Source organism: Nonomuraea angiospora (genome assembly GCF_014873145.1).
In the GTDB taxonomy this organism is placed as follows: Bacteria; Actinomycetota; Actinomycetes; order Streptosporangiales; family Streptosporangiaceae; genus Nonomuraea; species Nonomuraea angiospora.
Window position 1 is genome coordinate 7,791,093 of sequence record NZ_JADBEK010000001.1, and the last position, 26,481, is coordinate 7,817,573.

General features: G+C 70.9%; 26 protein-coding genes. 10 read left to right on the forward strand and 16 right to left on the reverse strand.

The window, feature by feature from the left end:
* The first annotated feature begins 58 nt into the window (after nt 1-58).
* A complete protein-coding gene (locus H4W80_RS35505) occupies nt 59-640 on the forward strand; it encodes an Rv1733c family protein (RefSeq protein ID WP_465263743.1) in 582 nt (193 codons plus the stop codon).
* A gap of 176 nt (nt 641-816) precedes the next feature.
* On the opposite strand, the gene H4W80_RS63915 is transcribed toward H4W80_RS35505, so the two are convergent.
* The 8 genes from H4W80_RS63915 to H4W80_RS35545 form a co-directional block, all read right to left on the reverse strand.
* On the reverse strand, nt 817-2,127 hold the full coding sequence (locus H4W80_RS63915; protein WP_192789062.1) for an adenylate/guanylate cyclase domain-containing protein: 1,311 nt from the start codon (nt 2,125-2,127) through the stop codon (nt 817-819).
* A gap of 352 nt (nt 2,128-2,479) precedes the next feature.
* Nucleotides 2,480-3,343: a universal stress protein gene (locus H4W80_RS35515; RefSeq protein ID WP_192789063.1), complete on the reverse strand. Its 864-nt coding sequence runs from the start codon at nt 3,341-3,343 to the stop codon at nt 2,480-2,482.
* 4 nt (nt 3,344-3,347) lie between these two features.
* Nucleotides 3,348-3,791, reverse strand: coding sequence for a DUF2267 domain-containing protein (locus tag H4W80_RS35520; RefSeq protein ID WP_192789064.1), 444 nt, complete (start codon nt 3,789-3,791; stop codon nt 3,348-3,350).
* 186 nt (nt 3,792-3,977) lie between these two features.
* Nucleotides 3,978-4,412, reverse strand: a complete 435-nt coding sequence (locus tag H4W80_RS35525; RefSeq protein WP_192789065.1) for a CBS domain-containing protein — start codon at nt 4,410-4,412, stop codon at nt 3,978-3,980.
* Nucleotides 4,413-4,532: 120 nt separating this feature from the next.
* Nucleotides 4,533-4,727 (reverse strand): DUF1918 domain-containing protein, encoded by a 195-nt coding sequence (locus H4W80_RS35530; protein WP_318787210.1) that lies wholly within the window; start codon nt 4,725-4,727, stop codon nt 4,533-4,535.
* 102 nt (nt 4,728-4,829) lie between these two features.
* Nucleotides 4,830-6,008, reverse strand: coding sequence for a sensor histidine kinase (locus tag H4W80_RS35535; RefSeq protein WP_192789066.1), 1,179 nt, complete (start codon nt 6,006-6,008; stop codon nt 4,830-4,832).
* Complete coding sequence (locus H4W80_RS35540; protein ID WP_192789067.1) at nt 6,005-7,039, reverse strand: hypothetical protein; 1,035 nt, start codon at nt 7,037-7,039, stop codon at nt 6,005-6,007. Before H4W80_RS35540 ends, H4W80_RS35535 begins: the two co-directional genes overlap by 4 nt.
* Before the next feature lie 236 nt (nt 7,040-7,275).
* Nucleotides 7,276-7,770 (reverse strand): SRPBCC family protein, encoded by a 495-nt coding sequence (locus H4W80_RS35545; protein ID WP_192789068.1) that lies wholly within the window; start codon nt 7,768-7,770, stop codon nt 7,276-7,278.
* A gap of 280 nt (nt 7,771-8,050) precedes the next feature.
* Here H4W80_RS35545 and H4W80_RS35550 point away from each other — a divergent pair, with 280 nt between their 5' ends.
* The 4 genes from H4W80_RS35550 to H4W80_RS35565 all read left to right on the forward strand — a co-directional run bounded on the left by H4W80_RS35550 (nt 8,051) and on the right by H4W80_RS35565 (nt 13,623).
* Nucleotides 8,051-10,597, forward strand: coding sequence for a cation-translocating P-type ATPase (locus H4W80_RS35550; protein WP_318787211.1), 2,547 nt, complete (start codon nt 8,051-8,053; stop codon nt 10,595-10,597).
* 129 nt (nt 10,598-10,726) lie between these two features.
* Entirely contained in the window at nt 10,727-11,527 is an 801-nt protein-coding gene (locus H4W80_RS35555) for a universal stress protein (protein WP_318787212.1), read from the forward strand.
* A 207-nt stretch (nt 11,528-11,734) separates the two neighbouring features.
* Complete coding sequence (locus H4W80_RS35560; RefSeq protein ID WP_192789069.1) at nt 11,735-12,613, forward strand: potassium channel family protein; 879 nt, start codon at nt 11,735-11,737, stop codon at nt 12,611-12,613.
* A 299-nt stretch (nt 12,614-12,912) separates the two neighbouring features.
* Complete coding sequence (locus tag H4W80_RS35565) at nt 12,913-13,623, forward strand: hypothetical protein (RefSeq protein ID WP_192789070.1); 711 nt, start codon at nt 12,913-12,915, stop codon at nt 13,621-13,623.
* 82 nt (nt 13,624-13,705) lie between these two features.
* Here H4W80_RS35565 and H4W80_RS35570 read toward each other — a convergent pair whose 3' ends face one another.
* From H4W80_RS35570 to H4W80_RS35580, 3 genes are all read right to left on the reverse strand, one after another.
* A complete protein-coding gene (locus H4W80_RS35570) occupies nt 13,706-15,085 on the reverse strand; it encodes an esterase/lipase family protein (protein WP_225963838.1) in 1,380 nt (459 codons plus the stop codon).
* A 234-nt stretch (nt 15,086-15,319) separates the two neighbouring features.
* Entirely contained in the window at nt 15,320-16,627 is a 1,308-nt protein-coding gene (gene nhaA, locus H4W80_RS35575) for a Na+/H+ antiporter NhaA (RefSeq protein WP_192789071.1), read from the reverse strand.
* 216 nt (nt 16,628-16,843) lie between these two features.
* Nucleotides 16,844-17,872, reverse strand: a complete 1,029-nt coding sequence (locus H4W80_RS35580; protein WP_318787213.1) for a LacI family DNA-binding transcriptional regulator — start codon at nt 17,870-17,872, stop codon at nt 16,844-16,846.
* Nucleotides 17,873-17,912: 40 nt separating this feature from the next.
* Between H4W80_RS35580 and H4W80_RS35585 the strand changes: the two genes are divergently transcribed.
* Entirely contained in the window at nt 17,913-19,241 is a 1,329-nt protein-coding gene (locus H4W80_RS35585; protein WP_225965615.1) for an MFS transporter, read from the forward strand.
* Here H4W80_RS35585 and H4W80_RS35590 read toward each other — a convergent pair.
* Nucleotides 19,187-20,410, reverse strand: a complete 1,224-nt coding sequence (locus H4W80_RS35590; RefSeq protein ID WP_192789073.1) for an MFS transporter — start codon at nt 20,408-20,410, stop codon at nt 19,187-19,189. The two genes, H4W80_RS35585 and H4W80_RS35590, sit on opposite strands and share 55 nt — an antisense overlap.
* A gap of 80 nt (nt 20,411-20,490) precedes the next feature.
* Between H4W80_RS35590 and H4W80_RS35595 the strand changes: the two genes are divergently transcribed.
* Both H4W80_RS35595 and H4W80_RS35600 read left to right on the forward strand, forming a co-directional pair.
* Nucleotides 20,491-21,093, forward strand: coding sequence for an NADPH-dependent FMN reductase (locus H4W80_RS35595; RefSeq protein ID WP_192789074.1), 603 nt, complete (start codon nt 20,491-20,493; stop codon nt 21,091-21,093).
* Entirely contained in the window at nt 21,093-21,737 is a 645-nt protein-coding gene (locus H4W80_RS35600) for a TetR/AcrR family transcriptional regulator (protein WP_192789075.1), read from the forward strand. The genes H4W80_RS35595 and H4W80_RS35600 overlap by 1 nt, the downstream gene beginning before the upstream one ends.
* A gap of 273 nt (nt 21,738-22,010) precedes the next feature.
* On the opposite strand, the gene H4W80_RS35605 is transcribed toward H4W80_RS35600, so the two are convergent.
* The 4 genes from H4W80_RS35605 to H4W80_RS35620 form a co-directional block, all read right to left on the reverse strand.
* Nucleotides 22,011-22,595 (reverse strand): dihydrofolate reductase family protein, encoded by a 585-nt coding sequence (locus H4W80_RS35605; protein WP_192789076.1) that lies wholly within the window; start codon nt 22,593-22,595, stop codon nt 22,011-22,013.
* Nucleotides 22,596-22,681: 86 nt separating this feature from the next.
* Nucleotides 22,682-24,379: a sigma-70 family RNA polymerase sigma factor gene (locus tag H4W80_RS35610; protein WP_225963840.1), complete on the reverse strand. Its 1,698-nt coding sequence runs from the start codon at nt 24,377-24,379 to the stop codon at nt 22,682-22,684.
* A 6-nt stretch (nt 24,380-24,385) separates the two neighbouring features.
* The gene (locus H4W80_RS35615) at nt 24,386-24,742 is read right to left on the reverse strand and encodes a YciI family protein (RefSeq protein ID WP_192789077.1); all 357 of its coding nucleotides are present in this window, start codon (nt 24,740-24,742) and stop codon (nt 24,386-24,388) included.
* A 20-nt stretch (nt 24,743-24,762) separates the two neighbouring features.
* Nucleotides 24,763-25,161: a DUF6069 family protein gene (locus H4W80_RS35620; protein WP_192789078.1), complete on the reverse strand. Its 399-nt coding sequence runs from the start codon at nt 25,159-25,161 to the stop codon at nt 24,763-24,765.
* 460 nt (nt 25,162-25,621) lie between these two features.
* Here H4W80_RS35620 and H4W80_RS35625 point away from each other — a divergent pair, with 460 nt between their 5' ends.
* Both H4W80_RS35625 and H4W80_RS35630 read left to right on the forward strand, forming a co-directional pair.
* A complete protein-coding gene (locus H4W80_RS35625; protein WP_318787214.1) occupies nt 25,622-26,167 on the forward strand; it encodes a sigma-70 family RNA polymerase sigma factor in 546 nt (181 codons plus the stop codon).
* A complete protein-coding gene (locus tag H4W80_RS35630; protein WP_192789079.1) occupies nt 26,160-26,426 on the forward strand; it encodes a hypothetical protein in 267 nt (88 codons plus the stop codon). Before H4W80_RS35625 ends, H4W80_RS35630 begins: the two co-directional genes overlap by 8 nt.
* The last annotated feature ends 55 nt before the right edge of the window (nt 26,427-26,481 follow it).

Below are 26,481 nucleotides of genomic sequence, written 5' to 3' on the forward strand. Positions count from 1 at the left end.
CCGCCGCAGGGTGAGAGGGAGGGGGAGGTGCATGATGAGGCTCGCGCGTCAGTGGGTGATGCTTCGCGTGCGCCGGTACTGGCTGGGGCGCAATCCGCTGCGTCGTCGCTCCGATCGGCTGGAAGCGGCAGGTGCGGCCGTCATGCTGGTTCTGCTGCTGCTGAGCGTCTGGTCTGCCGTCGTCGTGGGGCGGTTGATCTATGAGAAGGGTCTGCAGGCCGAGCGAGCCGGTCCGGGCATCCGCCAATCGGTGACGGCGACCCTGGTGCGGGACGCGCCGTACGCCGTTCCGGCGGGGGAGGGCGACAATGGCCTGGTGTTGACTCCGGCGCGATGGAAAGCCCCGTCCGGGGTGCAGAAGACGGGCCAGGTGGCCGTCCCCGCGGGCACCAGAGCGGGTACGGCCGTGAAGGTGTGGATCGACGGTCGCGGCGAGCTGACCAGGCCTGCGAGGAGCCACGCGGAAACACTGACGAGCGCCGCGGCCACGGCCTTCCTGGTCGTCGCGGGATCAGCGGTCACGCTGATGTCGGCGTTCCGGATCTTCAGATGGTTGCTCGACAGAGGCCGGTACGCGGCGTGGGATGCCTCCTGGGCGGAGGCGTGCGCGCGGTGGCACCGCCGCAAACCTGACGGGTAGCCCCTTTCATCTCACACAGCGAGAGTGGAAGATCAGGGTTTGTCCGCCACGGTGATCACGGCCAGCGGGCCCTTGGCGTACTGGACCAGCCCTGATGCCCAGATCGGCGGGTGCCTTACCATCCCTGAGGCGCTCCCGGCCGACCCCGGGCTTGGGCCGCGCGTGCCAGGTAGACCTCAACCCACGTAGTACGTCATCTCCACCCCCGACACCGTGCGCCGCACCGCCTCGAAGCCCGTCAGGTCGACGTGGTCGCCCAAGGCATCGCGCACAGCCTCGCTCAGGTGGACGCGGCCCGGCGTGCCGAGGTCCTGGGCCATCTTGGAGGCGAGGTTGACCGGGGCCCCGGCGACGTCCCAGCCACCGCTGGGGGTGCGGCCGGCGAGCACCGGCCCGGCGGCCACCCCGATCCGGCCCACGATCTCCCGCTCGGCGAGCCCCGTGCGCATCCCCAGCGCGAAGCGCACGGCCGGGGCAGGCTCCTCGAACAGGTAGATGCCCAGCGGCCCGGCGACCTTGATCTCGACGGCTCCCTGGGGCGGCAGGAGGCTCAGGCCCACGTCGCGCATCGCGGCCGACAGCGACAGCCCTCTCAGCAGTTCCACCTCCGGTGTGTCGGTCGGGGCGGCGCTCCGCTCGACCAGGACGACGGTGCGCTCGCGCAGGTGCTCGGCGGCGAGCCGCCCGGCCAGGTCGGCGTCGCCGGGGCGGGCGTCGAGCAGCAGCAGGTCGGCATAGAAGGCGCCGGAGTAGGGGATGGGGTAATGCTCCTGGCCGGTGACCCCCGACTTGCCGGGCCACCCCACGGCCGCCCACGCCTCGTCCAGTCCGGGAATGTCGAGGCGGGGACCGTCGAGCACCTGGTAGACGGGCCCGACCAGGCCGCCGACGCCGTCCTTGGGCCGCAGCGCGAAGGGATGCCCGTGAGGCAGCCGGTCCACCACAGACTGCGTCACCGCGATCTCCCCGCCCTCGGTGTCGTTCTCGGCGAACTCCTCGACCGCGTCGGCCTCCGCCCCGTACAGCCCGCCTGACAGCTCGTAGTAGGAGCCGAGGTGCGCCCCGATCCCGATGCGGACCTCGCAGTGGCGCCGGATCTCGTCCTGCGCCGTCAGCAGGGCTGACAGTAGCGTGGACGCCTCCACCGTCTCCGGATGGAACAGTTGCGCGTTGTCGGCCGCCCACACCCCCACCGCGCGCCCGCCGGCGGCCCTGGCGCAGGCGTGCAGGATCCGCTTCGGCCGGTCGATGAGCGCCAACACCTCCAGCAGCCCGAGCCGCTGGCTGAGCCGGGTGAGCCCTGCCGAGTCGGACATCACGGAGTATCCGCGCGTCTCGTGGCGGCTCAGCAGGCGGCGCGCCTCACCGTCGGTGCGGTCGGAGGCGCGCCACTGCTCGACGAGGAACAGCGGCAGGCCGGCGGCGACGTCGCGCCGGGTGTCGAAGCCGCCCGGGGTGAGCGGGCCGGCGGGTGGTTCGTAAGCCACCCCATCACTTTACCTTACTTAAAGTGATCGTCTGCATGCGTTCGGTGATGTAGCTATGGCCGCCAGCCGGACCCAGCGCGTCACGTCCACTAGAGGTCGTTAGTCCTCCAAGAGAAGGACTTTCGTCCCTAGCAGGACGAATCGGATGGCGGGAGTTTGGTTGAAGGCCTGTGAGACGAGCGAGGGAGCCCAACCTGAGAGTCCTCTACGGAGGAGCGACGGAAGGGCTGAGAGGCCGGAAGCCGAAAGGCCGACCGGCGACCCCTAGCCACCTGATCCGGACCATACCGGCGAAGGGAGAGCGCCTCACGGGTCTTCGCCATGTGCTGCACGCTCTGTTCCCCGAACGCGTTCAGCCGGCTCGGACACGTGGCCGTACGACGGCGACCGGGCAGGAGGCGTAGTGCAGGACACCATGGCTGACCGAGCCGAGCATGGCTGAGCGGATCACCCCCCGGCCCCGCGAGCCCACGACGACCAGGTCGGCACGAGCGGAAGTCTCGCACAGCGCCGCGATGGGATTCCCGCGGAAGACCGACTCGGTCACCTCTACGCGGGGATACCGCTTCGCCCATGGCGACAGAACGTCATGAACATGCTTCTGCCGTGCTTGGGCGATGAATTCGAGATCGGGCGGGAAGCTCGCGACCACCCTGCTCGACGGCAGATCCCAAGCATGTACGACCCACAGCCGGGCCCCGCGGGCCTGCGCCTCCTCGAAGGCGTAATCGATGGCCGGGTGCACGGCGTCCTCGGGGTCCAGACCGGCCACGATCTCGCCCTGCACCACGCTGGGTGTGCCGCGGATCACGACCACTGCCCCCGGCGCGTGCCCGGCAAGGCCCAGCCCCACCGAGCCCATCAGGAGCCCGGCGAACCCGCCCAGGCCGCGGCTGCCCACCACGATGGCCGCGCCCTCGCCGGCCTGCGCGCGCAACATCTCGGTGGTGTCCCCGTAGAGCAGTTCGGTGCTCACGTGGAGGTGGTCGTGGGACTCGGCCGCCAGAGCGGCGGCCTCTGCCAGCAACCGCTCGCCGTCCTTGCGTACCGGGTCGCCGGACGAGCGCTCATATGCCTGCCCGCCGTAGACCAGCGGCTCCTCGACATGGATGATCCGCAAGTCGCAGCCGCGTCGAGCGGCGTCGTCCGCTGCCCACAGCACCGCGGCCAGCGCTCCCCGGGAACCGTCCACCCCTACGATGATCGGCTCGGACATGCGATCAGCCTTCCCCGGCCGTCCCGGTGGGCTGCAACACGGTACGTACGTCCCGAGGGAGCCGGTCGAGCACATGCATAACCGACGGCTCCGAGAGCTCCCCGCACAGGAATTCCGTGACAGTGGCGGCGAAGTGGGGCACATCCCTGAGCGCGACGCGGGCTGAGCGTGCGAAGTACTCGATGAACTGCTCCCGGCCCCTGCGAATCGGTACGCGACTGGGATCCCAGCCGGCGTAGTACACCCCCCGGAGCAGATCCGGCAGTTGCGCGGCCAGGTGAGCCGCGCTGTCCACGGTCAAACCGTCCCTGACCGCGTGCAGCCAGGCCCTCAACACCCGCTGGGCGAAGTCCCGGTCCTCGGTGCCGATCGCGTCAGCCAGGTCGGCCAGCCATCGGTTGGTGGTCTGGACGGTGTGCTCGATGCTCTGTACTCGTGTGTGCGGCATTGTTCCCTCCCTGTGCATGCCCGCCGCCACAGAACCGTCAGGTCCGGGCAAGCAGATCGTCGGGCAACGGTGTCGGTGACCAGCACCCGATGGATCCCGGCACGGTTGGGACGCCCCGCCGCTGCCTCCACGAACAAGCCGACGATCTCCGGCGCCGGGCTGACCGCGGAGTATCAGGCCGGCGTGTCAGTCGAGGGCGTAAACGCGATGAACGAACTCGGCAAGCTTGTTGTCGGGCAGCTCTTTCGCGAGATCGGCCTCGCTGATGATGCCGGCAAGGCGGTGCCTTTCGACCACGGGCAGGCGCTTGACGTGGTTCTGCTCCATCTTGAACAGCGCCTCCTCGAGGCTGGCATCGGCGTCCACCCACACCAGCCCACGAGCCAGCTCCCCGGCGGTGGTCTGGTCGATGTCCCCGCCGTGGGCGCAGCACTGGACCACGATGTCCCGGTCGGTGACGATGCCCTTGAGCCGGTCGTCATCCCCGCAGATGGGTAGCGCGCCGACGCCGAGATCGCACATCATCTGCGAGGCGACGCGCAGGCTCTCGTGTTCGCCGATGCACTGGACCCCCTCGTGCATCACGTCCCGGGCTTTCACCCCGGTTTCGCCTATATCCATCGCTCGCCTCCCCAACAGGGTATGAAGCCCTCTCACCTGCACCTACCCGTGCTGGTCCGAGCATGGGCAGGCGTGCCGCCGGAAGATGTAAAAATCGTTCGACGAAGTCTTCCGGGTGCCTCACGCGTTCACGTGCTCGACCCTCGCATCGGGCCCCGGGAACACCAGGGTGTCGTGCTCCGAGTCGAACCAGTGCACCATGTAGGGCGGCGAGCCGTCCGTGTGCTCCACCTCGGTGATGACGCCGATCCGGCGCGGATCACTTTCGTGACGGCCCTCGATGACCAGCTTGTCTCCAACGACAGCCTTCATCATGCACCTCCGTTGGTCCTCTCCCCTCAAGGGACGCTCTTCCCCCATTCGGCCTGCCGATTCAGGAGACAGGACCCGAGCGCGGGGCGACCAGGGCTGAGCGGATCAGGCGACCGCCTCGGGGACTTCCACCGACAGCAGGAACAGGCCGTCGTGGGCGGTGGTGAGCCACGTGCCGGAGGCGGCGCGGGTCCGCTCGGCCAGCCCGGAGAGCCCTGTGCCGGGTGGGGTGCGGGTCAGGTCGGCTGCTCCGGTGAACCTGGACGCCGAAGGGGGCTGGACGCCGTCGTTGACGATCTCCAGCCGTACCGTGCCCTGGTGACGGGTGAGGGTGATGGTGCAGGTGCGGGCCTCGCTGTGACGGAGCAGGTTGGTGGTGCCTTCGCGGATCGCCCAGGCCAGGGCGTTCCGGGCGGGGCCGGACAGGGGTGGCAGGTCGGCCACGTCCAGGCGGGTGTCGACGCCGGCGGCGCCGAGCAGGGCTGCGGCGCCGTCGATCTCGGTGCGCAGCGATACGGAGTGCTCGTCGCGGGTGATCGCGCGTACGTCCCGCAGCGCGTCCCTGGCGACGCCGGTCAGGCTGTCGATCTCGGCGCGGGCGGCGGCGGTGTCTTTCGCGAGCAGGCGGAGGGCCAGGTCGCCTTTGAGGGAGATGGCCGACAGGCTCTGGCCGAGCAGGTCGTGCAGGTCGCGGGAGACGCGGATGCGTTCCTCGCCGACGGCGGTGGCGGCCAGCTCGGTGCGGGCGGCCTCCAGCTCGTTCAGCAGCCGGACCAGGCGGGCGCCGCCGACCAGCGTGCCGGCGTACAGGACGATGACGAAGAGAGCGTACGCCCCCAGGAGGAGGGCCTGGGGGACGGTGGGGGCGCCGTCGCGCAGCATGGCGATCACCTCCTTCACCGGGTTGTGCAGGAGCTGCGCGATCGCCGCGAACACCATCAGCCGGCCGCGTAGCAGCATCACGATCGAGGCGAGGGCGAAGGCGGTGAAGGCCTGCCAGTTCGAGCCGAACCACCACAGGGGGACGTTGGCGAGGATGGCGAGCGCCACCAGGGTCCAGGGCCAGCCCGCCGGTCGTTCGCCCCTGGAGACGGCCAGGACGTGTCGCAGGCTCAGGCAGAGGATCAGGACGAAGGCGACGGTGGCGGCGACCGGGTTGCCGGGTGGGCCGTCCATGCCGAGGGTCGTGTAGACGGGGACCTGCACGGCCAGCAGGACGTGCAGGGCGATCAGCGGCCAGAGGGGGTGGCGCATGACCCACCGCGGCGCGATCGGCGGGGTCATGGGTGGGCCTCGGACGCGTGGATGTGGGGCCGCACGTCAATGGTTTCGGTGGTGTCGTCGGCGCGCACCTCCAGGCGTACTCCGCTGGTCAGGACGGTTGCCGTGATCGTGCAGGCGCTCACTCCGTCGGTGCGCAGCAGGCGGGTGACCGTCGCGCGCAGGGCCGCCCGGAGCTGCGGTGCGATCGTGTCGGGGATGCCCGTGCGGGGCAGCTGCAGGCGGGTCTCGATGCCGGCCGCCGAGAGCAGGGTGGCGGCCGTGTCGAGCTCGGCCCGGAGGGACGGCCGGCGGTAGCCGCGTACCCGCTGCCTGGCCTCGGCGAGCGTACGCCGCGAATCGTCGGCGAGCCCGGACAGCTCCGCCTCCAGCTCGGCCCGCTTGTCGAGCGAGGTCGTCAGCAGGTCCGCGGCGCGTGCGCCGCGGGCCGCGAGGGACTCCAGGGCGGTGCCGAGCGTACGGCGGAGGTCGTCGTCGATGCGGCGCCGCTCCTGCGCGACAGCCCGCTGGGCGAGCACCTCCCTGGCCGACTGCAGGCGCACGAGTACGGCGGAGAGCCAGACGAGCAGGAGTACGGCCCCGCTGGCGCAGAGCACCGAGAGGGTGAGCCACGGCGCGGCGTTCCACGGCAGGCCCAGCAGCAGGGAGGCGGGTGCCGCCGCGATCATCAGAGACAGGTACGCGACGAAGGACCACGGGCCGGGAAGGACCAGGACGGCCGACACGGCGAGGCTCGCGTAGGCGCGGGGCCACATGTTCCCGGCCAGTGGAGTGGCGGCGAGGATGATGACGGCCATCGCCGCGAATGTCCAGCGGCCGGCCGGGGGACGGGTGGCGCGTGCCGCGTACCAGACGTGGCGCAGGTGCAGGGGCAGGTACACCGCGGTCGCCGCGAGGCTCCACAGCCCGGTGCGGGCGTCGTTGTCCAGGTAGCTGAACGCCAGCGCGACCTGCGGCAAGGGCAGCAGGCCGCTGCAGGCGACCGCGCCGGCCGGAGCCAGCCGGACGACGCGGTCGGACCGCCAGAATTCCACCAGCGGAACCACCCCCCGTCCACGCGCCCTGGCAGACCAGGGTAGGTGACCTGGCCGATCGGCGACCACCAGCGGCGGCCTGGCCGGGGAGAGCGGGAGGGGTGCAGCGCGTCGACAAGCCGCGGAATGGAGCAGGCCGTTCCGCAGGATGCGGCTGCCGAAGGTCAGGACGTCCCCGCCGACGCGTGACCTGAGCTCGTTGACCTGCACCTCCGCGCCGGTGCGCCGGACGATGCCTACGAGCCTGCCCCGTCGGCGTCGATCACGCGGCCGAGGTTGTCGAGCTCGTTGGCGCGGCCGGCGGCCAGCCGCTGGGTCCACTCCTCGTCGTGCATCGCGTCCGCCGTCATCGTGACGCGGACCCCGCCCTCGACGGTCTCGAGCTCGACCACGGTGAGGAAGTCGTACGGGTCCACGCCGGGGATGAAGTCGGCGAGCGAGGTGTAGGAGAGCCTGGCCGGCTCCGACACCTCGACGAACTTCTTGCGGGATTCGGTGCTCAGCGGCATCCCGTGGCTCTCCATGAACGCGATCTGCTCCGGCGCCGTGGCGGTCATCGTGTAGACGAGGTCGCCGCCGGGCCGCAGGTCGAGCTTGCCGACCTCGATGGTGAAGCCGTCCGGCGACCACCAGGAGGCGATGCCCTCGGGGGTGGTCCACAGCTTCCAGACGTGCTCGCGGGTGGTCGGGTAGGTACGCGTGATCCGCACGCTCTCGTTGGCCAGTGTCATGGTTTGCTCCCTATCAAGTGGGTGAGGAACCCCAACCTTGCACCCCCGGCGGCCAGGACAAACAGATGCAGATGTCACTTAGCGCCCCGTGTATTTCGCGTGGACGAGCAGCCCGCTCAGGCGGCGGGGTCGGGGCTGCGCCTGTAAGAGGGGCTCGAGTACCTGCCGTCCGGCCTTGCCGGTCGGGACCTTCGTCCCTGGGCTCCGGGTTCGTTTCCTGCGAAAACAGGTAGGCGAGACGATACGACGCCTTGGCCGGCCGCGGATCAAGGAGGAGGACGTGGTGATACTCACACGTTCCGGACTGTCGTCTGCGGAGGCGGCAGTGCGCCTGGAGCGGGATGGGCCAAACACGCTCCCGCAGAAGCCGCCCGTCCCGCTGTGGCGGCGGGTCGCCGCCCAGCTCCGCGATCCGCTGATCATCGTCCTGCTCGTGGCGGCGGTACTGACCATCGCCACCGGCGACTGGACCGACACCGCCGTGATCATGCTTGTGGTCGTCGTCAACACCTCCGTCGGCGTGGTGCAGGAGGTTCGCGCCGACCGGGCCATCACGGCGTTGTCGCAGCTCACAGCGCCGGTGGCGCGGGTGATCCGCGACGGTTCCCAGACGGAGGTCCCGGCGGCCGGCGTCGTCGTGGGAGACCTGCTGGTGCTGGCCGAAGGCGACATCGTCGTGGCCGACGCCACGGTGGTGGAGTCGGCGGCGTTGCTCGTGGACGAGTCGTCCCTGACGGGAGAGTCGGTGCCGGTGGACAAGACCGGCGGCGACCCGGTCTCCTCGGGCACCGTCGTGGTGCGGGGGCGGGGCCGGGCGGCCGTCACCGCGGTGGGGGCGGCGAGCGCGAGCGGCCGGATCGCGTCCATGATGGTCAAGGGGGCCGGTCTGACGCCGTTGCAGCGGCGCCTGGTGGAGGTCGGTCGCCTGCTGGCCGGCGTCGCGGTGGCGCTGTCCGCGCTGGTGCTGGCCCTGGGACTGGTCCGCGGGCAACCGGTCGAGCTGATGGTGGTGACCGCGATCAGCCTGGTGGTCGCGGCCGTACCCGAGTCGCTGCCCGCGGTCGTGACCCTGAGCCTGGCCTTGGGCGCCCGCCGGATGGCCGCGCGCCACGCACTCGTCCGCAGGCTGCCCGCGGTGGAGACCCTCGGCGCGGTGACCGTGCTCGCCACCGACAAGACCGGCACCCTCACCGAGGGCCGGATGGTCGCCCGGCGCCTCTGGACCCCTACGGGAGAGGCCACGATCACCGGATCCGGATACGCACCCGACGGCCAGATCGTGCGTGACGACTCCCTCGACGTCGAGACCCTCAACGACCTGCTGACGGCGGCCGTACTGTGCAACGACGCCGGATTGTCACCACCTCAAGACCCTCGCGCGGACTGGACGGCGCTGGGCGATCCCACCGAGGCGGCCCTGCTCGCCGCCGCCGCCAAGCTCGGTCTGGAGCGTAAGCAGCTGCAGGAGCGATTCCCACGGGTGACCGAGCGCCCTTTCGACAGCGAACGCAAGCGCATGAGCACCGTGCACCGCCTGCCCGGCGGGCATGGCCGCGTGATCTGCAAGGGCGCACCCGACGTGCTCCTCAGCTCGAACGTCCTGACCGACGATCCGGCGCTCCTGGCCCGCGCCGCCGAACGCGCCGAGCAACTGGCCCGGGACGGTTACCGGGTCCTGGCGGTCGCCGGCCGCAATCTGCCCGCCGTTCCGGAAACCGCCCTGGAGAGCGGATTGTCGTTGCTCGGGCTGGTCGCGATCCTGGATCCGCCGCGCCCGGCGGCGGCCGCCGCGATCAGGGAGTGCAAGCAGGCCGGCATCAGGCCGCTCCTCATCACCGGTGATCATCCGGGGACCGCCCGGGCCATCGCCACCGATCTGGGCATCATCGACGCCGGTGATCCGGTCGTGGATCTCCGCGATCCCGGGACGGCGGACAACGCCAACGTGTACGCCCGGGCGACACCCGGCCAGAAGCTCGAGATCATCCAAGATCTGCGGACGCGTGGTGAGACCCTGGCGATGACCGGTGACGGCGTCAACGACGGCCCCGCGCTACGACGCGCCGACATCGGCGTCGCCATGGGCGGACGCGGCACCGAAGTAGCCCGCCAGGCGGCCGACCTCGTGCTCGCCGATGACAACCTGGACACCGTCGTCGCGGCCGTCGAGGAGGGCCGCCGGGTCTACGCCAACATCCGCCGGTTCCTGGTCTACGGCCTGTCCGGCGGGGCGGCCGAGATCGCGGTGATGTTGCTGGGACCGTTCGCCGGGCTCGCGCTGCCCCTGCTCCCCGCCCAGATCCTGTGGATCAACCTGCTCACGCACGGGCTGCCCGGCGTGGCCCTCGGCGGCGAGCCCGCCATCCCCGGATCCATGGCAGTCCCACCGCGGCCACCCAGCCAGAGCATCCTGGGCGCGGGACTGTGGCAGCGCCTGATCCGCATCGCCGTCGTCCTGACCGCCGTCACCCTCGGCGTCGCCGTCTGGGCCCACCAGACCGGCCGTCCCTGGCAGAGCATGGCCTTCTTCGCCCTCGGCGCCACCCAGCTCGGTGTCGCGCTCGGCTCCCGTACCCGGCCAGGCACGCCGGCCAACCCGATGCTGCTGCTCGCCGTCGCCGGCGCGCTCGTCCTGCAACTCGCCGGGCTGTACCTCCCACCGCTCCAAGAGCTGCTCGGCACCCAACCGCTGACCCTCGGCGACCTGCTCATCGTCGGGGCACTGTCGGTCCTCGGCTACGCCGCCGTCCGCCTCGACCGGATCCTGCACCCGTACCGCCCGCCGCGGCCCGTCCCTTCTCCGGACGGTCCGGCCCAGGTCCGATGATCGACCTCTCGCGGCGGTGGCGGGGGCTTTCGGCCCTGGCCGGACTGACTTCCGGCCCTGCAATCGCAGACCGGCAGCGGGTCCGATGGAGGTGTGAGCGAAGGAGAGCACACGCTGGTCATCGTAGGAGTGGACGGCTCAGCGGCGTCGCGGACCGCTGTGAAATGGGCGGCCGGCGACGCCTTCCGGATGCGCCTACCGCTGAGGATCGTGCATGCCGTGGACCCGTCCACAGGTCAGATCGGCAAGAACGCCATCCCCGACGCGTTGCTCCGTAGAGGGCAACGGATCCTGCTCGAAGCGGAAGCCTTCGTCCGGGAGCGCTGCCCCGCGGTAGAAGTCACCACGCAGGAGGCCGAGGGCGCGCCTGCCCCGGCCCTGCGCGAGCTGGCGAAGGGTGCGACCGAGGTCGTGGTCGGCAGGTGCGGGCTGGGCGGGTTCAACGACCTGCTGCCGGGCTCGGTCAGCGTTGATCTGGCCGGCCGGGCCACCTGCCCGGTTGTCGTGGTGAGCGGCGAGCTGAGACCTGTGTACGAGGAGGTCGTGGTCGGGGTGAACACCTCATCGGTGTGCGAGCCCGCGCTGGCCTACGCCTTCGAGCAGGCGAGGCTGCGCGGCGCCACGCTGAGGGCTGTGCATGCCCTCGCACCGGGGGCCGCCCATGACATGGACGAGGTCCACGATCGGCTGGAAGCGCTCCGCAAGGAGTACGCCCAGGTGACGGTGATCGAGGACGTTCGATCCGAGCAGCCCGTGGACGCATTGGCCGACGCGTCCGAAAGCGCGGACCTACTGGTGGTGGGCTCACACGGACTCGGCACTGTCGGATCGCGGCTGTTCAGCTCGGTCAGCCGCGGTGTCTTGTTCCAGGCCCGGTGCCCGGTAGTGGCGGTTCACTCCTGGCGACCACCGGCAAGCGGCAGATCTTGAACATCAGCGCGTGCCTCGCCATTCGCGGCCGCCTCGGGGCAGGTCGTCTTGGCGCAGCCCGGCTCCTCCGATACGGCGAGTCTGCGTTCGCCGACAGTGCCTGCGGCCTAGGCTCCAAACGCGGCCCGGCTCGGGTGGCAGATCCCCCCGCCTTGGCTGCACGGGTCGTCCAGCCGCTCCACGGGACAGTCACTGCGGGGGAGACGAATGGAGTGGTTGGTCTCGCTGCTCGGGGCCGCGCTCATCATGGCCGCCCTACGAGACCTGTTCCACACGCTCTGGCACCCCACCCGCCACGGAGGGCTGAGCCGGCTCGTCATGGCGGCGTTGTGGAAACTGGCCCGGCATCTCCGGGCCCGCAGGCGGGTGGTGGGGCTCGTCGGTCCGCTCGCCATGGCGACAGTGGTCGGCATGTGGGCCGTCACCATCATCCTGGGCTGGGCCATCGTCTACTGGCCCCACATGCCGGAGGCGTTCGCCTTCGCAGCCGGCTCCGGGCTGTCGCAGGAGCCGGCACTGCTCGACTCCGTCTATCTGTCGCTCGTCATGGTCGCCACCCTCGGGCTCGGGGACATCGTGCCTGTCGCAGGCTGGCTCCGCGTGGTCTCGCCCCTGGAGGCTCTCGTCGGCTTCGTCCTGCTGACGGCTACCGTCTCCTGGGTGCTGGAGATCTATCCGACGCTGACCCGCCGACGGGTGCTCGCGATCAGGTTGGCGCTGCTGCACCGCTCGAACCCGTCCGTGCAGCAGCTCGACTGCGCTGCGGGTGCGTCATTGCTGGGGAGCCTGGCCACCGAGGTGGTACGTGTCCGCATCGACTTCACCCAGTACGCGGAGGCCTACTACTTCCATGACGGTGAGGACCACTCGTCCCTGGCGGCCACGATCGGCTATGCCACTCGCCTCGCCCAGCTCGGGCGGGCAGGCCGGCGGGCAGATGTGCGGCTGACGGCCGACCTGCTCGGTGGTGCGTTGGAAGACCTCGCCATCATCCTTGACCAGCGTTTCCTCCACACAAATGGGACACCGGCGGAGGTATTCGCCGCGTACGCGGCCGACCACGGCCGAGCCCTCACCGGGGCCTGAGCGCTGCTCGTCCCATCGGCACGGCGGTCCGGATCTCGCGCTTGCCGGTGCCGACCAGGTGCGGGGCTCCGGGCGAATTCCGCATAAATGCAAGGGTGCCGTCACGATCCGACATGGCGCCGTGTGTCGCATCAGGCGTCTCTGTCCGCCGGGACATAGTGGTCGAGCCCGCCACAGGCACGACAGGGCGCGTGCGCGTCCATGAGCGAGAAGGCTTCCACCACCGCATGACCAAGAGGGACCGAATCCGAGAAGCGGGCGGAAAGCATCGGAGGCTGGCGCTCAGCGTGCCACAGATCGTGGGAAGCACGATGGCCGCGGTCACGGCGGCGGTCGCGGCGTCGTACCTGGGCGTCGCCGGCACGGTGATCGGCGCCGCCGTGATGAGCTTCGCCAGCACGGTGGCCACCGACGTCTATGCGCACTGTCTCAAGCGCACCGGTGACAAGGTCAGGCAGCACACCGTGAGCGCGTGGAACCAGCGGGCAGCAGGGGCGGGCGATGGCGCGCCCCGGCGGTCCGCGCAGGCCCTGGCCTCGGCCGGGGCACTGCTGAAGGTCTTGCCGTGGGCCAAGCTGGGGGCGGCGGCCGCGCTGGTGTTCTGCGTCAGCATGGGCGGCATCCTGACCTACCAGGTGATCGTCGATCAGACGGTGGCCGACCAGGTGGCCGGCAAGCCCCGGAAACGGGCCGAACCCCGCAAACCATCATCCAAGAAGAGCAGGCACGCCGAGGTCCCGGCTCCGGCGCCGTATCGGGAGTCAGCCACCTCGACGCCCACAGGCGCGTCCTTGCCTCCCACTCCTTCCGCGTCACCGGCCACCCGCACCCCCACGCCGACACCCACCCTGACGCCGAGGCCGACGCGGAGCGGGCCGGAGCCGTCCGAGCCTTCCACCTCCGGAGGGACTCCCGACGTGACGAGGCAGCCCCCGGCGCCGGGCCGGGGCGGGCCGGTCGGCTCGCCCTCCGCCACGCCGCCGGGCGCGGTGCACATAGATCTCTTCTGAACGTGGCGCCGTCCCCGGCGCCGCAGGCCGCCGCGTCGCCCGGCGGACACGTCAGCGGAGCGGGGTGGTCATGTCGTTCCCGTCAGTTGAGCCAGCTCGCGACCTGCGACTCGACCGCGGGGTACCAGCCGAGCTGGAGATGGTTGGCGCCGGCGATCAGCGCGGTGCCGGCCACCGTACCGATGCCTACCTTGGACAGCGCGCTGCTGACGAACACCACGCCGTCGCTGGGTCCGCGGTTCTCGTTGTAGATGCCCACGACGCTGGGCGATCCGCCGGCCAGCAGGTACGTCGCCACCGATGCCGGCACCCCCGCCTGCTGGATTCGCGAGATCAGCGAGCCCGCGTCGATCGCGGCCTGGATACCCGGCCCAGAGGTGTAGAAGCCCTGTCCGCCGTAGTAGGTGGTGTACCAGTCCTGCTGCGTCTGGTCGATGCCGTAGGTGCCGTCGAAGCGCGCCAGCATCTGCCGCTGCCCCGGATAGCAGTCGAACCCGCCGGTGGGCACGAACGAGAACTCCGGGTGGTAGGCGTAGTTGCCGTAGCAGGTCATGTACGTGTGCGGCGCGGGGGAGTTGACGCTGCCGCCGCACTCCGGCCAGATCGAGAAGTCGTGCGCCCAGCCGTGAGCGAACGGATAGTCGTAGCCGGCGTTCGGGCCGCCGAGCGTGATGAGCTTGCGCACGTCGCCGGCGTACGATCGGCCCCAGCTCGGCTTGACGGACGACACGTACATCCGCGCCGACATCTCACCCTTGCTCCAGCCCACCAGATCAACGGCGGGCACACCGAGCTTGGCCTTGATGATCGCGATCGCGTCGCCGACCTCCTGGGCCTGCATCAGGTTGTCGCCTTCCTTGTGCGCGAACCCGATCGCGAAGACCCGGTAGCCGGCGTTCGACAGGTGCTGCATCAGGCCGGTGTTCGGGCAGCTTATGGAGCCGCAGCCGAAGCCGCCGGACTCGCCGGGATTGGCCCACGCCCGGTCCGGGTTGTCGTTGGCGCCGTGGACCAGCAGGACGGGAGTGGTCTTGGGGTTGGTGTTCCATCCTGGGGCGTGGTACAGCAGGAAGCGTCCGGAGAACGGCCGCTTGACGCCGCCGAAGAACGTCAGCCGCTGGCCGTCCTGATCTCCGCGGCCGTCCGGCGGGTAGCTCTCCTGGGTGAACCCGGACGTGGTGTCCAGGTACCGCTCCACGGTGGTCCAGCCGTTCGCGACGTTGGTGTACGTGGCTTCCAGCGTCAGGTACGAGGGCGCGGCGGCGGCATGGGCCGCGGTCGGCACCAGCAGTGCGGTCAGCATCACCGCGACCGTCCATAAGCAACGCATCGGGCCTCCTGTCTGCAAACTTTCGGCGACCGCGGCGGCGACGCGCGCGGCGATCAGGATCGTGTGGCGGCCGGTGGCGCGCGTCGGCATCCGGGTGGTGGTCGCCGCTGTGGCGGAGGGTCGGTCGGGCATGAGTGCTCCCTGCGTACGTCGGCAACCCCGAGACCGCCCGCCATCGTCACTTGATCGCCGCGGCCGTTCCAGTGCCGCCCGCCACACCTTTGCCGCCCCGGACGTGTGCGTGCGGCACATCCGCCGAGCCGGGCCCTCGCGGTACGGCGGGCGGCGACGGACGCGCCGGAGACCGGCTTGCCGGTCAGGCGAGGGCGCTGACAAGCCCCCTGATCGCCGACAGCGGGCGAGGAGCTAGGGCTGCTGGTAGAGATCGGGGATCCCGTCATTGTCGGAGTCGGCGGTCTCGGACTCGTGGATGCGCCGGTAGACCCGGGCGCGCAGCCGAAGGATCACCGTGGCCAGCAGGGCCGCGGTCAGGGAACCGGCCAGGACCGCGATCTTGACCGGCGCGGCGGCCTCGCCCGTGCCGAACGCCAGCTCCCCGACCAGCAACGACACGGTGAACCCGATGCCGGCCAGGACGGCCAGCCCGGCCATGTCGATCCAGGCCAGTCCTTCGTCCAAAGTGGCGCGGGTGAAGCGGGCCACGAGCCAGGTGGCGGCCAGGATACCGACGGGCTTGCCGACCAGCAGCCCCGCCACGATCCCCATCGCCACGGGGTCGCTCAACGCTCCTGCCGCCCCGCCGAGGCCGCCGAGGCCGACCCCGGCGGAGAAGAACGCGAAAACAGGCACGGCCACACCGGCGGACAGCGGGCGGAATCGGTGCTCGAAATGTTCGGCCGGTCCCGACCCCTCCGTGGCGTTCCCGGTGCCGCCCCGCGGTGTCCGGGACAGTACAGGGACGGTCAGAGCCAGCAGCACCCCGGCCACGGTGGCGTGCACGCCTGAGGCGTGGACCAGCGCCCAGCAGGCGAACGCCGGCGGCAGCAGCAGCCACCACGCGCGCACTCCTCGCCGTACCAGCACGGCGAAGACCGCCAGCGGCACCACGGCCGCCAGCAGCGGGAGCACCGACAGGTGCGAGGTGTAGAAGGTGGCGATGATGATGATGGCGATCAGGTCGTCCACCACCGCCAGGGTCAGCAGGAACGTGCGCAGCGCGTCCGGCAGGGAGCGGCCGATCACCGCGAGCACCGCCAGCGCGAAGGCGATGTCGGTGGCCGTCGGGATCGCCCACCCCCTGGCCGCCGTTCCGCCGGCGACCGCCAGATACGCCAGCGCGGGCACCGCCACGCCGCCGACCGCCGCGGCCACCGGAACCACGGCCCGGCGCACGTCGCGCAGATCGCCGGCGACGAACTCCCGTTTGAGCTCCAGACCGGCCACGAAGAAGAAGATGGCCAGCAGCCCGTCCGCGGCCCAGGTGGCCAGGTCGAGGTTCAGGTGCAGGGCGGAAGGGCCGACCTCGATGGCGCGCAGGTCCTGGTAGGTCTGCGCCCACGGCGAGTTGGCCCAGATCAGCGCGGCGAGCGCGGCGGCGAGCAGCAGCGCCCCGCCGATGGTCTCCTTGCGCAGGATGTCGGCGATGCGGCGCGCTTCGGGCCAGGTGCTCCGGTTGAACAGGCGGGGAACGCGCGTCGCGCTGGTGCCGGGCATGGAACTTCGCTCCTTCGGCAGGGGTCGGGCCGCTCACTTGCCGACCAGACTTCCCGGCACACCTATCAATAACGTATCAGGACACGTAAAGAGACACATAACGGATTCTCGTCCACGCGGGTGAGAAACAGCGCCGAGTCTTTTCGCGTGCCCTTTCCGGAAGGGCTCGGCGCTGTTTTCGCTGGGCCGGCTCGCGGGCGGGCGCTGAGCGCAAGGTCATTTCGCGGATCCGGAGGTGATGGTCCACGGGATCTGCTGGTCGCTCGGGTGGCCGGCGTCGAGTGCCAGACGCGCGCAGCGGCGGCCTTGGTCTCGCAGCGGGTTGGTGACGGACGTGATGCCCAGTCGCCGGCCGGCCGGTGATGCGTCCCAGCCGAGGTAGGCAGCCTCCGGGTGAGTCTCCTGGAGGGCCTGGTGGGCTCCCAGGGCGAGTTCGTCGCTCATGGCGATGACGAGCGCAGTGGGGGTGAGCTGCGGTGCGAGCTCTCGCGCTGCGGCGAGGCCGTCCTGCTGGGTGTTGCGGGCCACGACGGCGACCGGTGTGTTCGTCCAGTTGAGCCCGGCCTGTTCGATGGCGGTGCGGTAGCCGCGCAGGCGGGCGTCGGTGACGGGGAACGGTGCGCGTGGCGGCAGGTCGGCGCCGGTCGTCACCATGGGCTCCCGGTCGCGATCGAGGGGGAACGAGATCACGACGGGGGTCCGGCCTTCGCGGAGTCCCTGGGAGGCGATCGCGAGCGCGGCCCGGTAGTCGTCCTGGGTGACGCACGCGATCCCCCGGCGCGGCGGGCCGCCCTGGATGACAGCGGGGCGGGGGTCGCCGGCGACCGCCGCCAGCACAGGATCGTCCTCTGCGGTGGTCCACAGCACGAAGCCGTCGACTGCCGCGGACAGCACGCGGTCGGCATCGGCGGCATCGCCCCGCGTGGGGATGAGCGTGAGGCCCCGGCCCTCCTCGACGCAGACCTCCGCGACCCCGGCCAGGAACTGTGCCGCCTGGGGATCGTCGAAGGCGTACGCCAGATGCTCGCTGAAGACCACGCCGATCTGATGCGTTCGACCGGATTTCAGTGCGCGGCCCACGGCGTCGGGGCGGTATCCCAGCTCGTCGGCGGCGCGGTGTACGCGTTCGCGGGTGGCGGTCGCGACCCGGGCAGGCCGGGTGAAGGCGTAGGAGGCGGTCATGGGTGACACCCCGGCACGAGCCGCCACATCTTTCAGCGTCACGCGTCTGCGGTCGGTTGGCACGGAGCCATTCTATTTGTGTAGCGTTACACAGGTGTCCACAATGATCATCCGCCGCGCCGGCACGTATCGCGCGGCGCCGTTCCTCGGCTTCGCCGGATTCGGCGCCTTCTGGGGTGTGTGGGGCGCCACCCTGCCCCTGCTGCGAGCCCAAGCCGGTGTGAGCGATGCGGAGTTCGGCGTCGTGCTGCTCTTCATCGGCGCCGGAGCGCTGCCCGCCATGCTGCTGACCGGGCGGCTCGTCGACGCGCTCGGTCTGCGCGTCACCGGAGTGCTGCTCGCGCTCCTGGGTGTCATGGGCGTCGTGCTTTCCGCCGCCGCGGTGAACTATCCCGCGTTGTGCGCCGGCATCCTGCTGACGGGGGCCGGCTCGGGAGCGGCCGACGTGGCGCTCAACACGCTGGCGGCGACGGTCGAGAAGCGAACCGGCCGGCCCGTCGTGACCCGTTCGCACGCGGCCTTCTCCGCCACGGTCGCGCTCTCGAGCCTGGGCGCCGGTGCGCTCACCGCAATCGCGGACAGCCTGCTGGTGAACTTCGCCGCGGGCGCCGTGGTGGTCGTGGCGCTCGGCCTGGCCGTTGTCACCACGACGAGGCCGGCCCGTGCCCAGGACGCCGCCGCATGTGAAAGGCAGGACGCCGCCGCACGTGAAAGGCAGAACGCCACCGCGCCTGAAAGGCAGAACGCCGCCGCGCCTGAAAGGCAGGACGCCGCCGCGCCTGAAGGGCGGGGCGAGCCCGCGCGTCCTGGTCGTAGGTCGTGGTGGGTCGCCCTGGTCATGATCGGTGCGATCGGCGCGTTCGCGTTCGCGGCGGAGAACGCCTACCAGTCCTGGAGCGCCGTCCTGCTGACCGACGCCTTCACCGCCTCGCCGGCGCTGGCCGCCGTCGCGCCGGCGGCGTTCGCCACCACGGCGGCACTGACCCGGTTCGCCACCGGTACGGTCACGTTGCGCCGCCCGATCGCCACGCTGGTCGCGGCAAGCGCGATCGCCACGGGCGGTGGCGTCCTGACGGCGTTCGCGCCCACGCTGCCGCTCGCCCTGGGAGGCATCGTCGCTGCCGCCGTCGGCACCTCGGCGCTCTTTCCGACCCTGCTGTCCTACGGGCTTCGACCCGTCCCCGACGGGTCACGAGGACGGGCCACGTCCGCGATCTCCACGGTCGCCTATCTCGGCTATCTCGCCGGACCGGCGTACTTCGGGCTGCTCGCCGACGCCGGCGGGGTGCAGAGGACGTTCCTCGGCATCGCCGCGCTGACCGCCGTGGTGCTGGCGGCGATCCCGGCACTGAAGCGGGCAGACAGCCGTGCCTTGGTTCAGGTGAGCAGGAAGGTGGCCAGCGCCGGGCCGAAGGCGCCGCCGAGCTGGTAGCACAGGGTGAACAGGCTCACGGCGGTGGCCCGGTGCTCCTGCGGCACGACCGCGCCGGCGCGGGTCGCGTACCAGGCCATCGCCGCCGTGGTGGCGAACACCGCGAACGCGGTGGAGGCCGCGACGAGCACCGGCCACGGGGCGACCGACGCCAGCGCGACGGCCGTGGCGCCCGCGGCCGGCAGGACCGATCGGGTGACGGCGGGGCCGAGCTGAGCGGCCCGCCGGGTGAACAGCAGCGAGGCGATGGAGCCGGTGGCCAGCATGATGAGCGTCACCAGCCCGATCCGCTCGGTCGTCCAGTGGTGTTCCAGCAGCCGGGGCACGGTGTAGAGCAGGGCGAAGTAGGAGGTGGACAGCGTGCACGCCGCCGCTGCCGCGGTCACGAACGCCCGGGTGCGGACCACCGGCTGAGGGATGAAGCCGGCAGGTGTCCGGCGGACGTGCAGGGTCAGCAGCAGGCCGGCGACGGCCGCGGCGGCGACGGCCACCAGTTCCAGGCGCGGGATCAGGACGAATGCGCTGACCAGCGTCATCACCAGCAGGATCCCGATGGTGTCGGTACGGGCGGCGGCGTCCTGGCGGTGGTGGACCGGGGCGTGGCGCGGGACGGCGGGGGCGTGGCGCAGGACGGCAGGGGTGTGGCGCAGGACGGCGGGGACGGCCAGCAGCGCGGGCAGGGACAGCAGCAGCGGCACCCGCCAGGAGATCGCCGACAGGGTGGAGCCGGCCAGCGGGCCGAATGCGCCGACCAGGCCGACCCCGGCGGTGATGGAGCCTGCTCGCGAGGCCGTCCCGGCCAGGGTGATCGCGATGGTGATCAGCCCGCCTCCGCCCGCGGCTTGGGCGGCGCGTCCGGCCAGCAGCATCGCCAGCGTCGGCGCGCCGGCCACCAGGAGCGTGCCGAGGAGTACGAGGGCGGCGTTGACGAGCGTGGCGGCGCGGATGCCGCGGGTGCGGAGCAGCGCGACGGTGAGCGGGGCGCCGAGGACGCCGCCCCAGCCGAACGCCGTGGCGGCCCAGGTGGCGTCGGCGGCCGAGACGCCCAGGGCGCGGGCCAGGCCGGGGATGACGGTGGTGGTGCTGTTGGCGCTGAGCGAGGTCGGCGTGGCCAGGAGAGCGAGGTACCGGACTGCGATTCGTTCCTTGTGTACGGGTTCGGCGATCACACGGCTCAAAGTACACCAATCAGTTTCTCTTTGACACTAGCTGGTGTACTTTGGCGACATCGGCCCACGAAAGGAGAGACATGAACCAGATCGACGTCCTGGCCCTGTCCGGCAGCCTGCGAGCGGACTCCCACAACACGGCCCTGCTGCACGCGGCCCGCACCCTGCATTCCGGCGGGCTGGCGATCGACATCGATCACGACCTGGGCCGGTTGCCCCTCTACAACCAGGACCTGGACACCGGTGCGCCGCCGCTGCCGGTCGCCGAGCTGCGGGCCCGGGTCGCGGCGGCCGATGCGCTGCTGATCGCCACGCCCGAGCACAACGCCTCCGTTCCCGCGGCGCTGAAGAACGCCATCGACTGGGTCAGCACCGCCCCCGAAGGGCTGCTGCGCGGCAAGCCGGTGGCCATCGCCGGCGCCTCGCCGGGCCCGTTCGGCTCGGTACGCGCCCAGCTCGCCCTCCGCCAGATCCTGGCCTCGGTGGGAGCGGAAGTCCTGGTCAAGCCGGAGGTGACGGTGTTCCACTGCGACACCCGCTTCGCCCGCGACGACCGCCGGCTGACCGACCCCTACACCGCCGACCTGCTGCGGGAACTGCTCGACGCCCTGGCCCGCAAGGCCCACCGCCACGCCGGCCGCCCCTACACTGCATCGAGGAGTTTCCAGCCGGAAGGACGCTGATGACCCTCCGCCAGGCCGAGCCGTACGGCCGACCGGAAAAGCGCCAGGCGATCACCCGGGCCGCCCGCCGCGTGTTCGGCCGTGACGGCTACACCCGGGCCGGCGTGGACGCGATCGCCGCCGAGGCGGGGGTGTCCAAACGGACGATCTACCGGCACTTCGCCGACAAGGAGCAGCTGTTCCTGACCGTCGCGCTGGAGGGCGCCGACGAGGTCACCGCCGCGATCGCGCAGATCATGGACCGGCACCTGCACAAGATCGTGGATCTGGAGCAAGACCTCATCGACTTCTCCCTCGACAGGGTCGCCGCGGTCACCGCCTTCCCCGACCACTTCGCCCTGGTGCGGGCCATCGAGGCGGAGGCGGCCCACATCCCGCCGCCGATTCTTAAGGCGTGGATCGCGGCCGGACCGCAGACCGGGCACCTGCGCCTGGCACCATACCTGCGTCAGATCGCCGATCGCGGCCTGCTGCAGATCGACGACGCCGACCTCGCCGCCGCCCACCTCACCCTGCTGACCATCACCGACATCAACCAGCGGACGTTCTACGGCGCCGTCCCCCTTGCCCAGGAAGAGGTCGACCGGCTCGTCGTCGCGGGCGTGCGGGCCTTCCTCCGCAGCTACGCTCCCTCCTCCGCGTAGCGCTCAGCTCAACCCCGAGGCAACCCCGTCCACGTCACCGGCCATCCGCACCCCGGCGTCGGCACCCACCCTGACGCCGAAACCGACGCGGAGCGAGCCGGAGCCGTCCGAGCTGTCCACTTCCGGAGGGACTCCCGACGTGACCTGGCAGTCCCCGACGTCGAGTCAGGATGGGCCCTCCGCCACGCCGCCGGGCGCGGTGCATATTGATCTCTTCTGAACGTGGCGGGAGACCGGCTGCCGTCACCGACCGACCCCGCCGCGCGGTCGGACTCAGACATGCAGGGTGGGCCGGTAGATGAGCTCCTGGGTGTGGCCGTCGAGCGTCCGGCTCTCGATCAGCTCGAGGTCGAAGTCGGCTGCCCCCTGGAAGATCGGGTCTACTCCGGTCTGACCGGAGATGACGGGGAAGATCGTCACCTGGACGCGGTCGACCAGACCGGCGGCCATCAGCGCCCGGTTCATCGACAGGCTGCCGTGCGAGCGCAACGGCACCTCGGACTCCTCCTTGAGCCGGGCGACGACGTCGACGGCGTCGCCGCTCACGAGGGTCGCGTCCGGCCAGTTGAGGGGTCCTTCGAGAGTCGTCGACACCACCGTTGTCGGCAGGTTCCTCATCCGGGTGTTCACCGGGTCGCTGACCTGGGACTCCTCAGTGCTCGGACCCAGCACCTCCACGAATTGCCGAAAAGTGCCGGCCCCGAGGACCATGCGCTGCTCCTCGCCGTACAAGGCGAGGCGACGGTCGAGAAACTCGGGACCTTGCTTGCCCCAGTAGCCGCCCCAGTCGCCGCTGCTGTTGTAGGAGCCGAAGCCGTCCAGGGTGGTGAAGACGTCGAACGTGTAGATAGCGGTCATGATGCTCTCCTCGAAAGCCGAAAGCCGAAAGCGGTTGATCGGGTGTGTGGACACAGGCGGGACTTACCGCCGTTTGACCGACGACATCACCCAAGGGAGACCAGCTCGGCCAGGTGGTGCAGCGAGTTGATGAGGTGCTCGGGGCCGAAGGGCGGGAACTGTATGTACTCCCGTCGGAACTGCGGCACCGCCGACCAGTCGTAGGTGAGCGTGACCTCGGTCTCGGACGGGCCGAGCGGCACCAGGTCGTAACGCCAGAGCCAGCCGCCGAGCTCCAGCTGACCGTCGTCCTTCTCCGACCCCGTCAGCCAGCCGATGGCGTGCGGCGGGTCGAGCACCTGGACCTTGTTGACCACCTGGTAGTCACCGTCTGGATGGTTGGCGTGATGCATGTCCATCCGGAAAATCTGTCCCACCTCGGTCAGCGGCGCCTGGTTGACCGCTTCCTGAACCCAGCCGGTGCCGTCGATCGCAGCATGGGTCGTCGGGTCCGCCAGCGCCGCGAACACCTTCGCGACGGGCACGGCGACAGTCAGCGTGGCGCTCACGTTCTCCTGGCCCACGGTGTGCACGCTCCTTGCCGTCTCATCTCGGGCCGCCCGCCCCAGGAGTGCCCGTCGCGTCCGCAGGAAGGTCCGTTCGGTGTCGTTGGTGGCCAGGGTGATGGCCTCGTCGTAGGCGGCGAGGGCATCGGCGGTACGGCCGAGGCGGGTGAGCAGGTCCGCGCGGGCGGCGGGCAGCAGGTGGTAGCCGGGCAGGTCCAGTTCATCGATGGTGGCCAGCGCCTGCGCCGGACCGTGCACCTCGGCGATGGCGACCGCGCGGTTGAGCGCGACGATCGGAGTCGGGGTGTGCTGCAGTAGCTGGTCGTAGAGCGCCAGCACCTGGGTCCAGTCGGTCGCCTGCCCGTCGGTGTGGACGGCGTTGATCGCGGCCTGCAACTGGTACGGCCCCGGCTGGTTACGGCGCAGGCACCGCCGTACCAACTCGTGTCCTTCGGCGATCAGCTCCCGGTTCCACAGCGCCCGGTCCTGTTCGGCGAGCACCACCAGCTCACCCGAAGGCCCCACCCGCGCGGGTCGCCGGGCTTCGGTGAGCAGGAGCAGCGCCAGCAGCCCGATCACCTCCGGCTCGTCGGGCATCAGCTCGGCGAGCGCCCTGGCCAGGCGGATCGCCTCCAGGCACAGGTCCGTGCGCAGCAGTTGCCCGGAGGTCGCGCTGTATCCCTCGTTGAACACCAGGTAGAGCACGGTGAGTACCGAGGCCAGCCGGTCGGGGAGTTCGGCAGCGGCGGGCACCCGGTAGGGAATGCCGGCGTCGCGGATCTTCTTCTTCGCGCGGACGATCCGCTGGGCGACGGTCGCCTCCGGCACCACGTAGGCCCGCGCGATCTCCGCCACCTCCAGCCCGCCGAGCAGGCGCAGGGTGAGCGCGGTCTGCGCGAGCGGTGACAGCGCCGGGTGGCAGCACGTGAAGATCATGCGGAGCTGGTCGTCGCGCACCGGTCCCACCTCCTGTGGCTCGTCGGGTTGGTGCAGCAGCAGCGCCTGGGCGTGGCGGGCCTCGCGGGTGGATTCCCGGCGCAGGCGGTCGATCGCTCGGTTGCGGGCGGTGGTCACGATCCACGCGCCGGGATTGGGCGGCGGCGTCTCGTCCCACTTCTGGACGGCCACCGCGAATGCGTCCTGCACGAACTCCTCGGCGAGCCCGATGTCACCGAGCAGGCGCGTCAGCGTGGCCACGCACCGGCCGTACTCCGCCCGGTAGACGCTGTCCAGATCCATCCGCGCTCATCCCCACTGCGCGTCTTCGAACGGGCGTACCTCGATCGGGGCTCCGCAGGCCAGCGCGCACTTCTCGGCCCAGGCCAGCGCCTGGTCCAGGTCGTCGCACCGGACCACCCAGAACCCGCCGAGCTGCTCCTTCGTCTCGGCGAACGGGCCGTCGGTCATCGTGGTCGTGCCGTTACCGGGACGGACGACCGTGGTGGAGTGCGAGGGCAGCAGACCGCCGACGAACACCCACGAACCGGCGGACTGCATCTCGGCGGTGACCTTGGCCGTCCGGGCCTGCTGCTCCTGAATCTCCTCTTCGGGCGGCGACGGCGCGCTCTCGTCGAACTGGACGGCGAGCAGATACTTCTTCATGACGGACTCCTTGAAAGGGATCAGGCGGACAGGCGGCGGGCGATGACCGGAATCACGATCGCGGCGGCTACCACGTGCGTCAACATCAGCAGCACCTTCGTTGCCACCGACGCGTCCGCGAGCACGTCCGGCACCAGTGACAACGCGGTGAGCACGATCGTGGTGCGGACGAACGCCGTACGCGGACGGCGAACCGAGCGAGCCAGCACCAGGGCCAGCACCAGGCCCACCATGGAGAAGATGACGGTCAGCACGGCGAACCCGGACACCGGGATCGGCGCGCCGCCGACAACGAGGCTGATCCCGGCGAACTCACCCGCCGCGGCGACGGCCGCGGTCGCCGCGGCGGCGACGACAGCGGCGGTCAGACCGCCGGTGATCAGTGGTTTGGCGGGAGCGGTGGTGGTGGTGACAGACATCGTGGACCTCCGGTGATTGGCGACCGGTCCGTTGCCCGGCCTCTCACCTTGGCTACGAACGCCCTCGACGCCAATCGACACCCGCACAGAAAAATCAGAAGACACGAGGCGCGGACCGCGTCAGAGACTTCGCGCGGGGCCTCTGCACCTCGGCCGAGTTCATGGCCCTGAACCACGACGCCGAGGAGCGCGCACCAGTGCGGCGGGGTCGCCGGGTAGGACCCGCAACCGCCCGTCCATGGCGCGCCGGCCTTGGAAGGGGAACGCCCCCATCGGCTGATGATGACTGCCGATTCCACGGATCCGGATCTCGAATCCTTCGGTGGGTGTGGCGCCTCTCATAGGCGTTCCTTCATCGACGAATGAGAGGTTGTCGTGATCGTAGCTGTGGGAGTCGCGGTCGCCGTCGTACTCATCTGCACCTGTAGCGTGGTCGTGCTGCGGCGGAGGAGGCGTGCGCGTGGCTGAGACGATGACCTGGCCGGACGAGGCGGTGATCGCGGCAGCCCGGGACGGTGACGCCGAGTCGATCGCCGCGCTGGTGTCGGGCGCGCACCCGCACGTGCGGCGCTTCGCCCGCCACCTGTGCGCCACGCCGGAGGATGCCGAGGACGCGGCGCAGGAGGCGTTGATCGTCCTCTATCGCAAGATCGGTACGCTACGTGCCACCGGAGCCCTGGTGTCGTGGATGTTCCGGATCATCCGCAACGAATGCGTACGCCGGGCCAGGCTGGCGCTGCGGCCACCGCCTCCCCTCCACGGCGCCGCCATGCGGTCCGCGGAGGAGGAAGTGTTCGAGCGGCTGGAGGCGGCGCGGGTGGCGGCGGCCATCGCGGCGCTGCCGGCCGACCAGCGGCAGGTGCTGATCATGCGAGACGTCCAGGGCCTCAGCGGCCGGACGACCGCCGACGCGCTGGGCCTGAGCGTGGCGGCGATGAAGTCGCGCCTGCACCGCGCCCGCGCGGCCGTGCAGGACCGGCTGGGCGAGGGGGCGTGCGATGACTGACGGACACGAGTTCGCCGGCGCGTCGCTGTCTCGGCATCTGGCGCGTGGCGTGGTGGGGTTCGGGGCGTTGATCGGCTCGTTCGCGCTGATCCCGGTGATCGGGCCGGTCAGCCTGGTGCTGGCGCCGGTGGCGCTCCTGGCCTTCCGCGGGTGCCCGACGTGCTGGCTGATCGGCCTGGCGCAGACCGTCTCGATGGGACGGTTGCGGCGGTCGTGCACGGACGGCGTGTGCGAGCTGCACGTCGCCAAGAGGACGTAGCCCCCGGAAGCCGCCGCCTGGCCCGTCGGCCGGGTGGAGGGCGGGTCATGTTCAT

Excerpts from the sequence above, each read along its gene's own strand:
- H4W80_RS35585 (WP_225965615.1), top strand. The coding sequence starts at position 17,913 with ATGATCATCCGCCGCGCCGGCACGTATCGCGCGGCGCCGTTCCTCGGC.
- nhaA (WP_192789071.1), bottom strand. The coding sequence starts at position 16,627 with ATGCCCGGCACCAGCGCGACGCGCGTTCCCCGCCTGTTCAACCGGAGC.
- H4W80_RS35515 (WP_192789063.1), bottom strand. The coding sequence starts at position 3,343 with ATGTCCGAGCCGATCATCGTAGGGGTGGACGGTTCCCGGGGAGCGCTG.
- H4W80_RS35525 (WP_192789065.1), bottom strand. The coding sequence starts at position 4,412 with ATGGATATAGGCGAAACCGGGGTGAAAGCCCGGGACGTGATGCACGAG.
- H4W80_RS35530 (WP_318787210.1), bottom strand. The coding sequence starts at position 4,727 with ATGATGAAGGCTGTCGTTGGAGACAAGCTGGTCATCGAGGGCCGTCAC.
- H4W80_RS35520 (WP_192789064.1), bottom strand. The coding sequence starts at position 3,791 with ATGCCGCACACACGAGTACAGAGCATCGAGCACACCGTCCAGACCACC.
- H4W80_RS35505 (WP_465263743.1), top strand. The coding sequence starts at position 59 with ATGCTTCGCGTGCGCCGGTACTGGCTGGGGCGCAATCCGCTGCGTCGT.
- H4W80_RS35600 (WP_192789075.1), top strand. The coding sequence starts at position 21,093 with ATGACCCTCCGCCAGGCCGAGCCGTACGGCCGACCGGAAAAGCGCCAG.
- H4W80_RS35615 (WP_192789077.1), bottom strand. The coding sequence starts at position 24,742 with ATGAAGAAGTATCTGCTCGCCGTCCAGTTCGACGAGAGCGCGCCGTCG.
- H4W80_RS35570 (WP_225963838.1), bottom strand. The coding sequence starts at position 15,085 with ATGCCCGACCGACCCTCCGCCACAGCGGCGACCACCACCCGGATGCCG.
- H4W80_RS35560 (WP_192789069.1), top strand. The coding sequence starts at position 11,735 with ATGGAGTGGTTGGTCTCGCTGCTCGGGGCCGCGCTCATCATGGCCGCC.
- H4W80_RS35545 (WP_192789068.1), bottom strand. The coding sequence starts at position 7,770 with ATGACACTGGCCAACGAGAGCGTGCGGATCACGCGTACCTACCCGACC.
- H4W80_RS35630 (WP_192789079.1), top strand. The coding sequence starts at position 26,160 with ATGACTGACGGACACGAGTTCGCCGGCGCGTCGCTGTCTCGGCATCTG.
- H4W80_RS35620 (WP_192789078.1), bottom strand. The coding sequence starts at position 25,161 with ATGTCTGTCACCACCACCACCGCTCCCGCCAAACCACTGATCACCGGC.
- H4W80_RS35610 (WP_225963840.1), bottom strand. The coding sequence starts at position 24,379 with ATGGATCTGGACAGCGTCTACCGGGCGGAGTACGGCCGGTGCGTGGCC.
- H4W80_RS35605 (WP_192789076.1), bottom strand. The coding sequence starts at position 22,595 with ATGACCGCTATCTACACGTTCGACGTCTTCACCACCCTGGACGGCTTC.
- H4W80_RS35595 (WP_192789074.1), top strand. The coding sequence starts at position 20,491 with ATGAACCAGATCGACGTCCTGGCCCTGTCCGGCAGCCTGCGAGCGGAC.
- H4W80_RS35535 (WP_192789066.1), bottom strand. The coding sequence starts at position 6,008 with ATGACCCCGCCGATCGCGCCGCGGTGGGTCATGCGCCACCCCCTCTGG.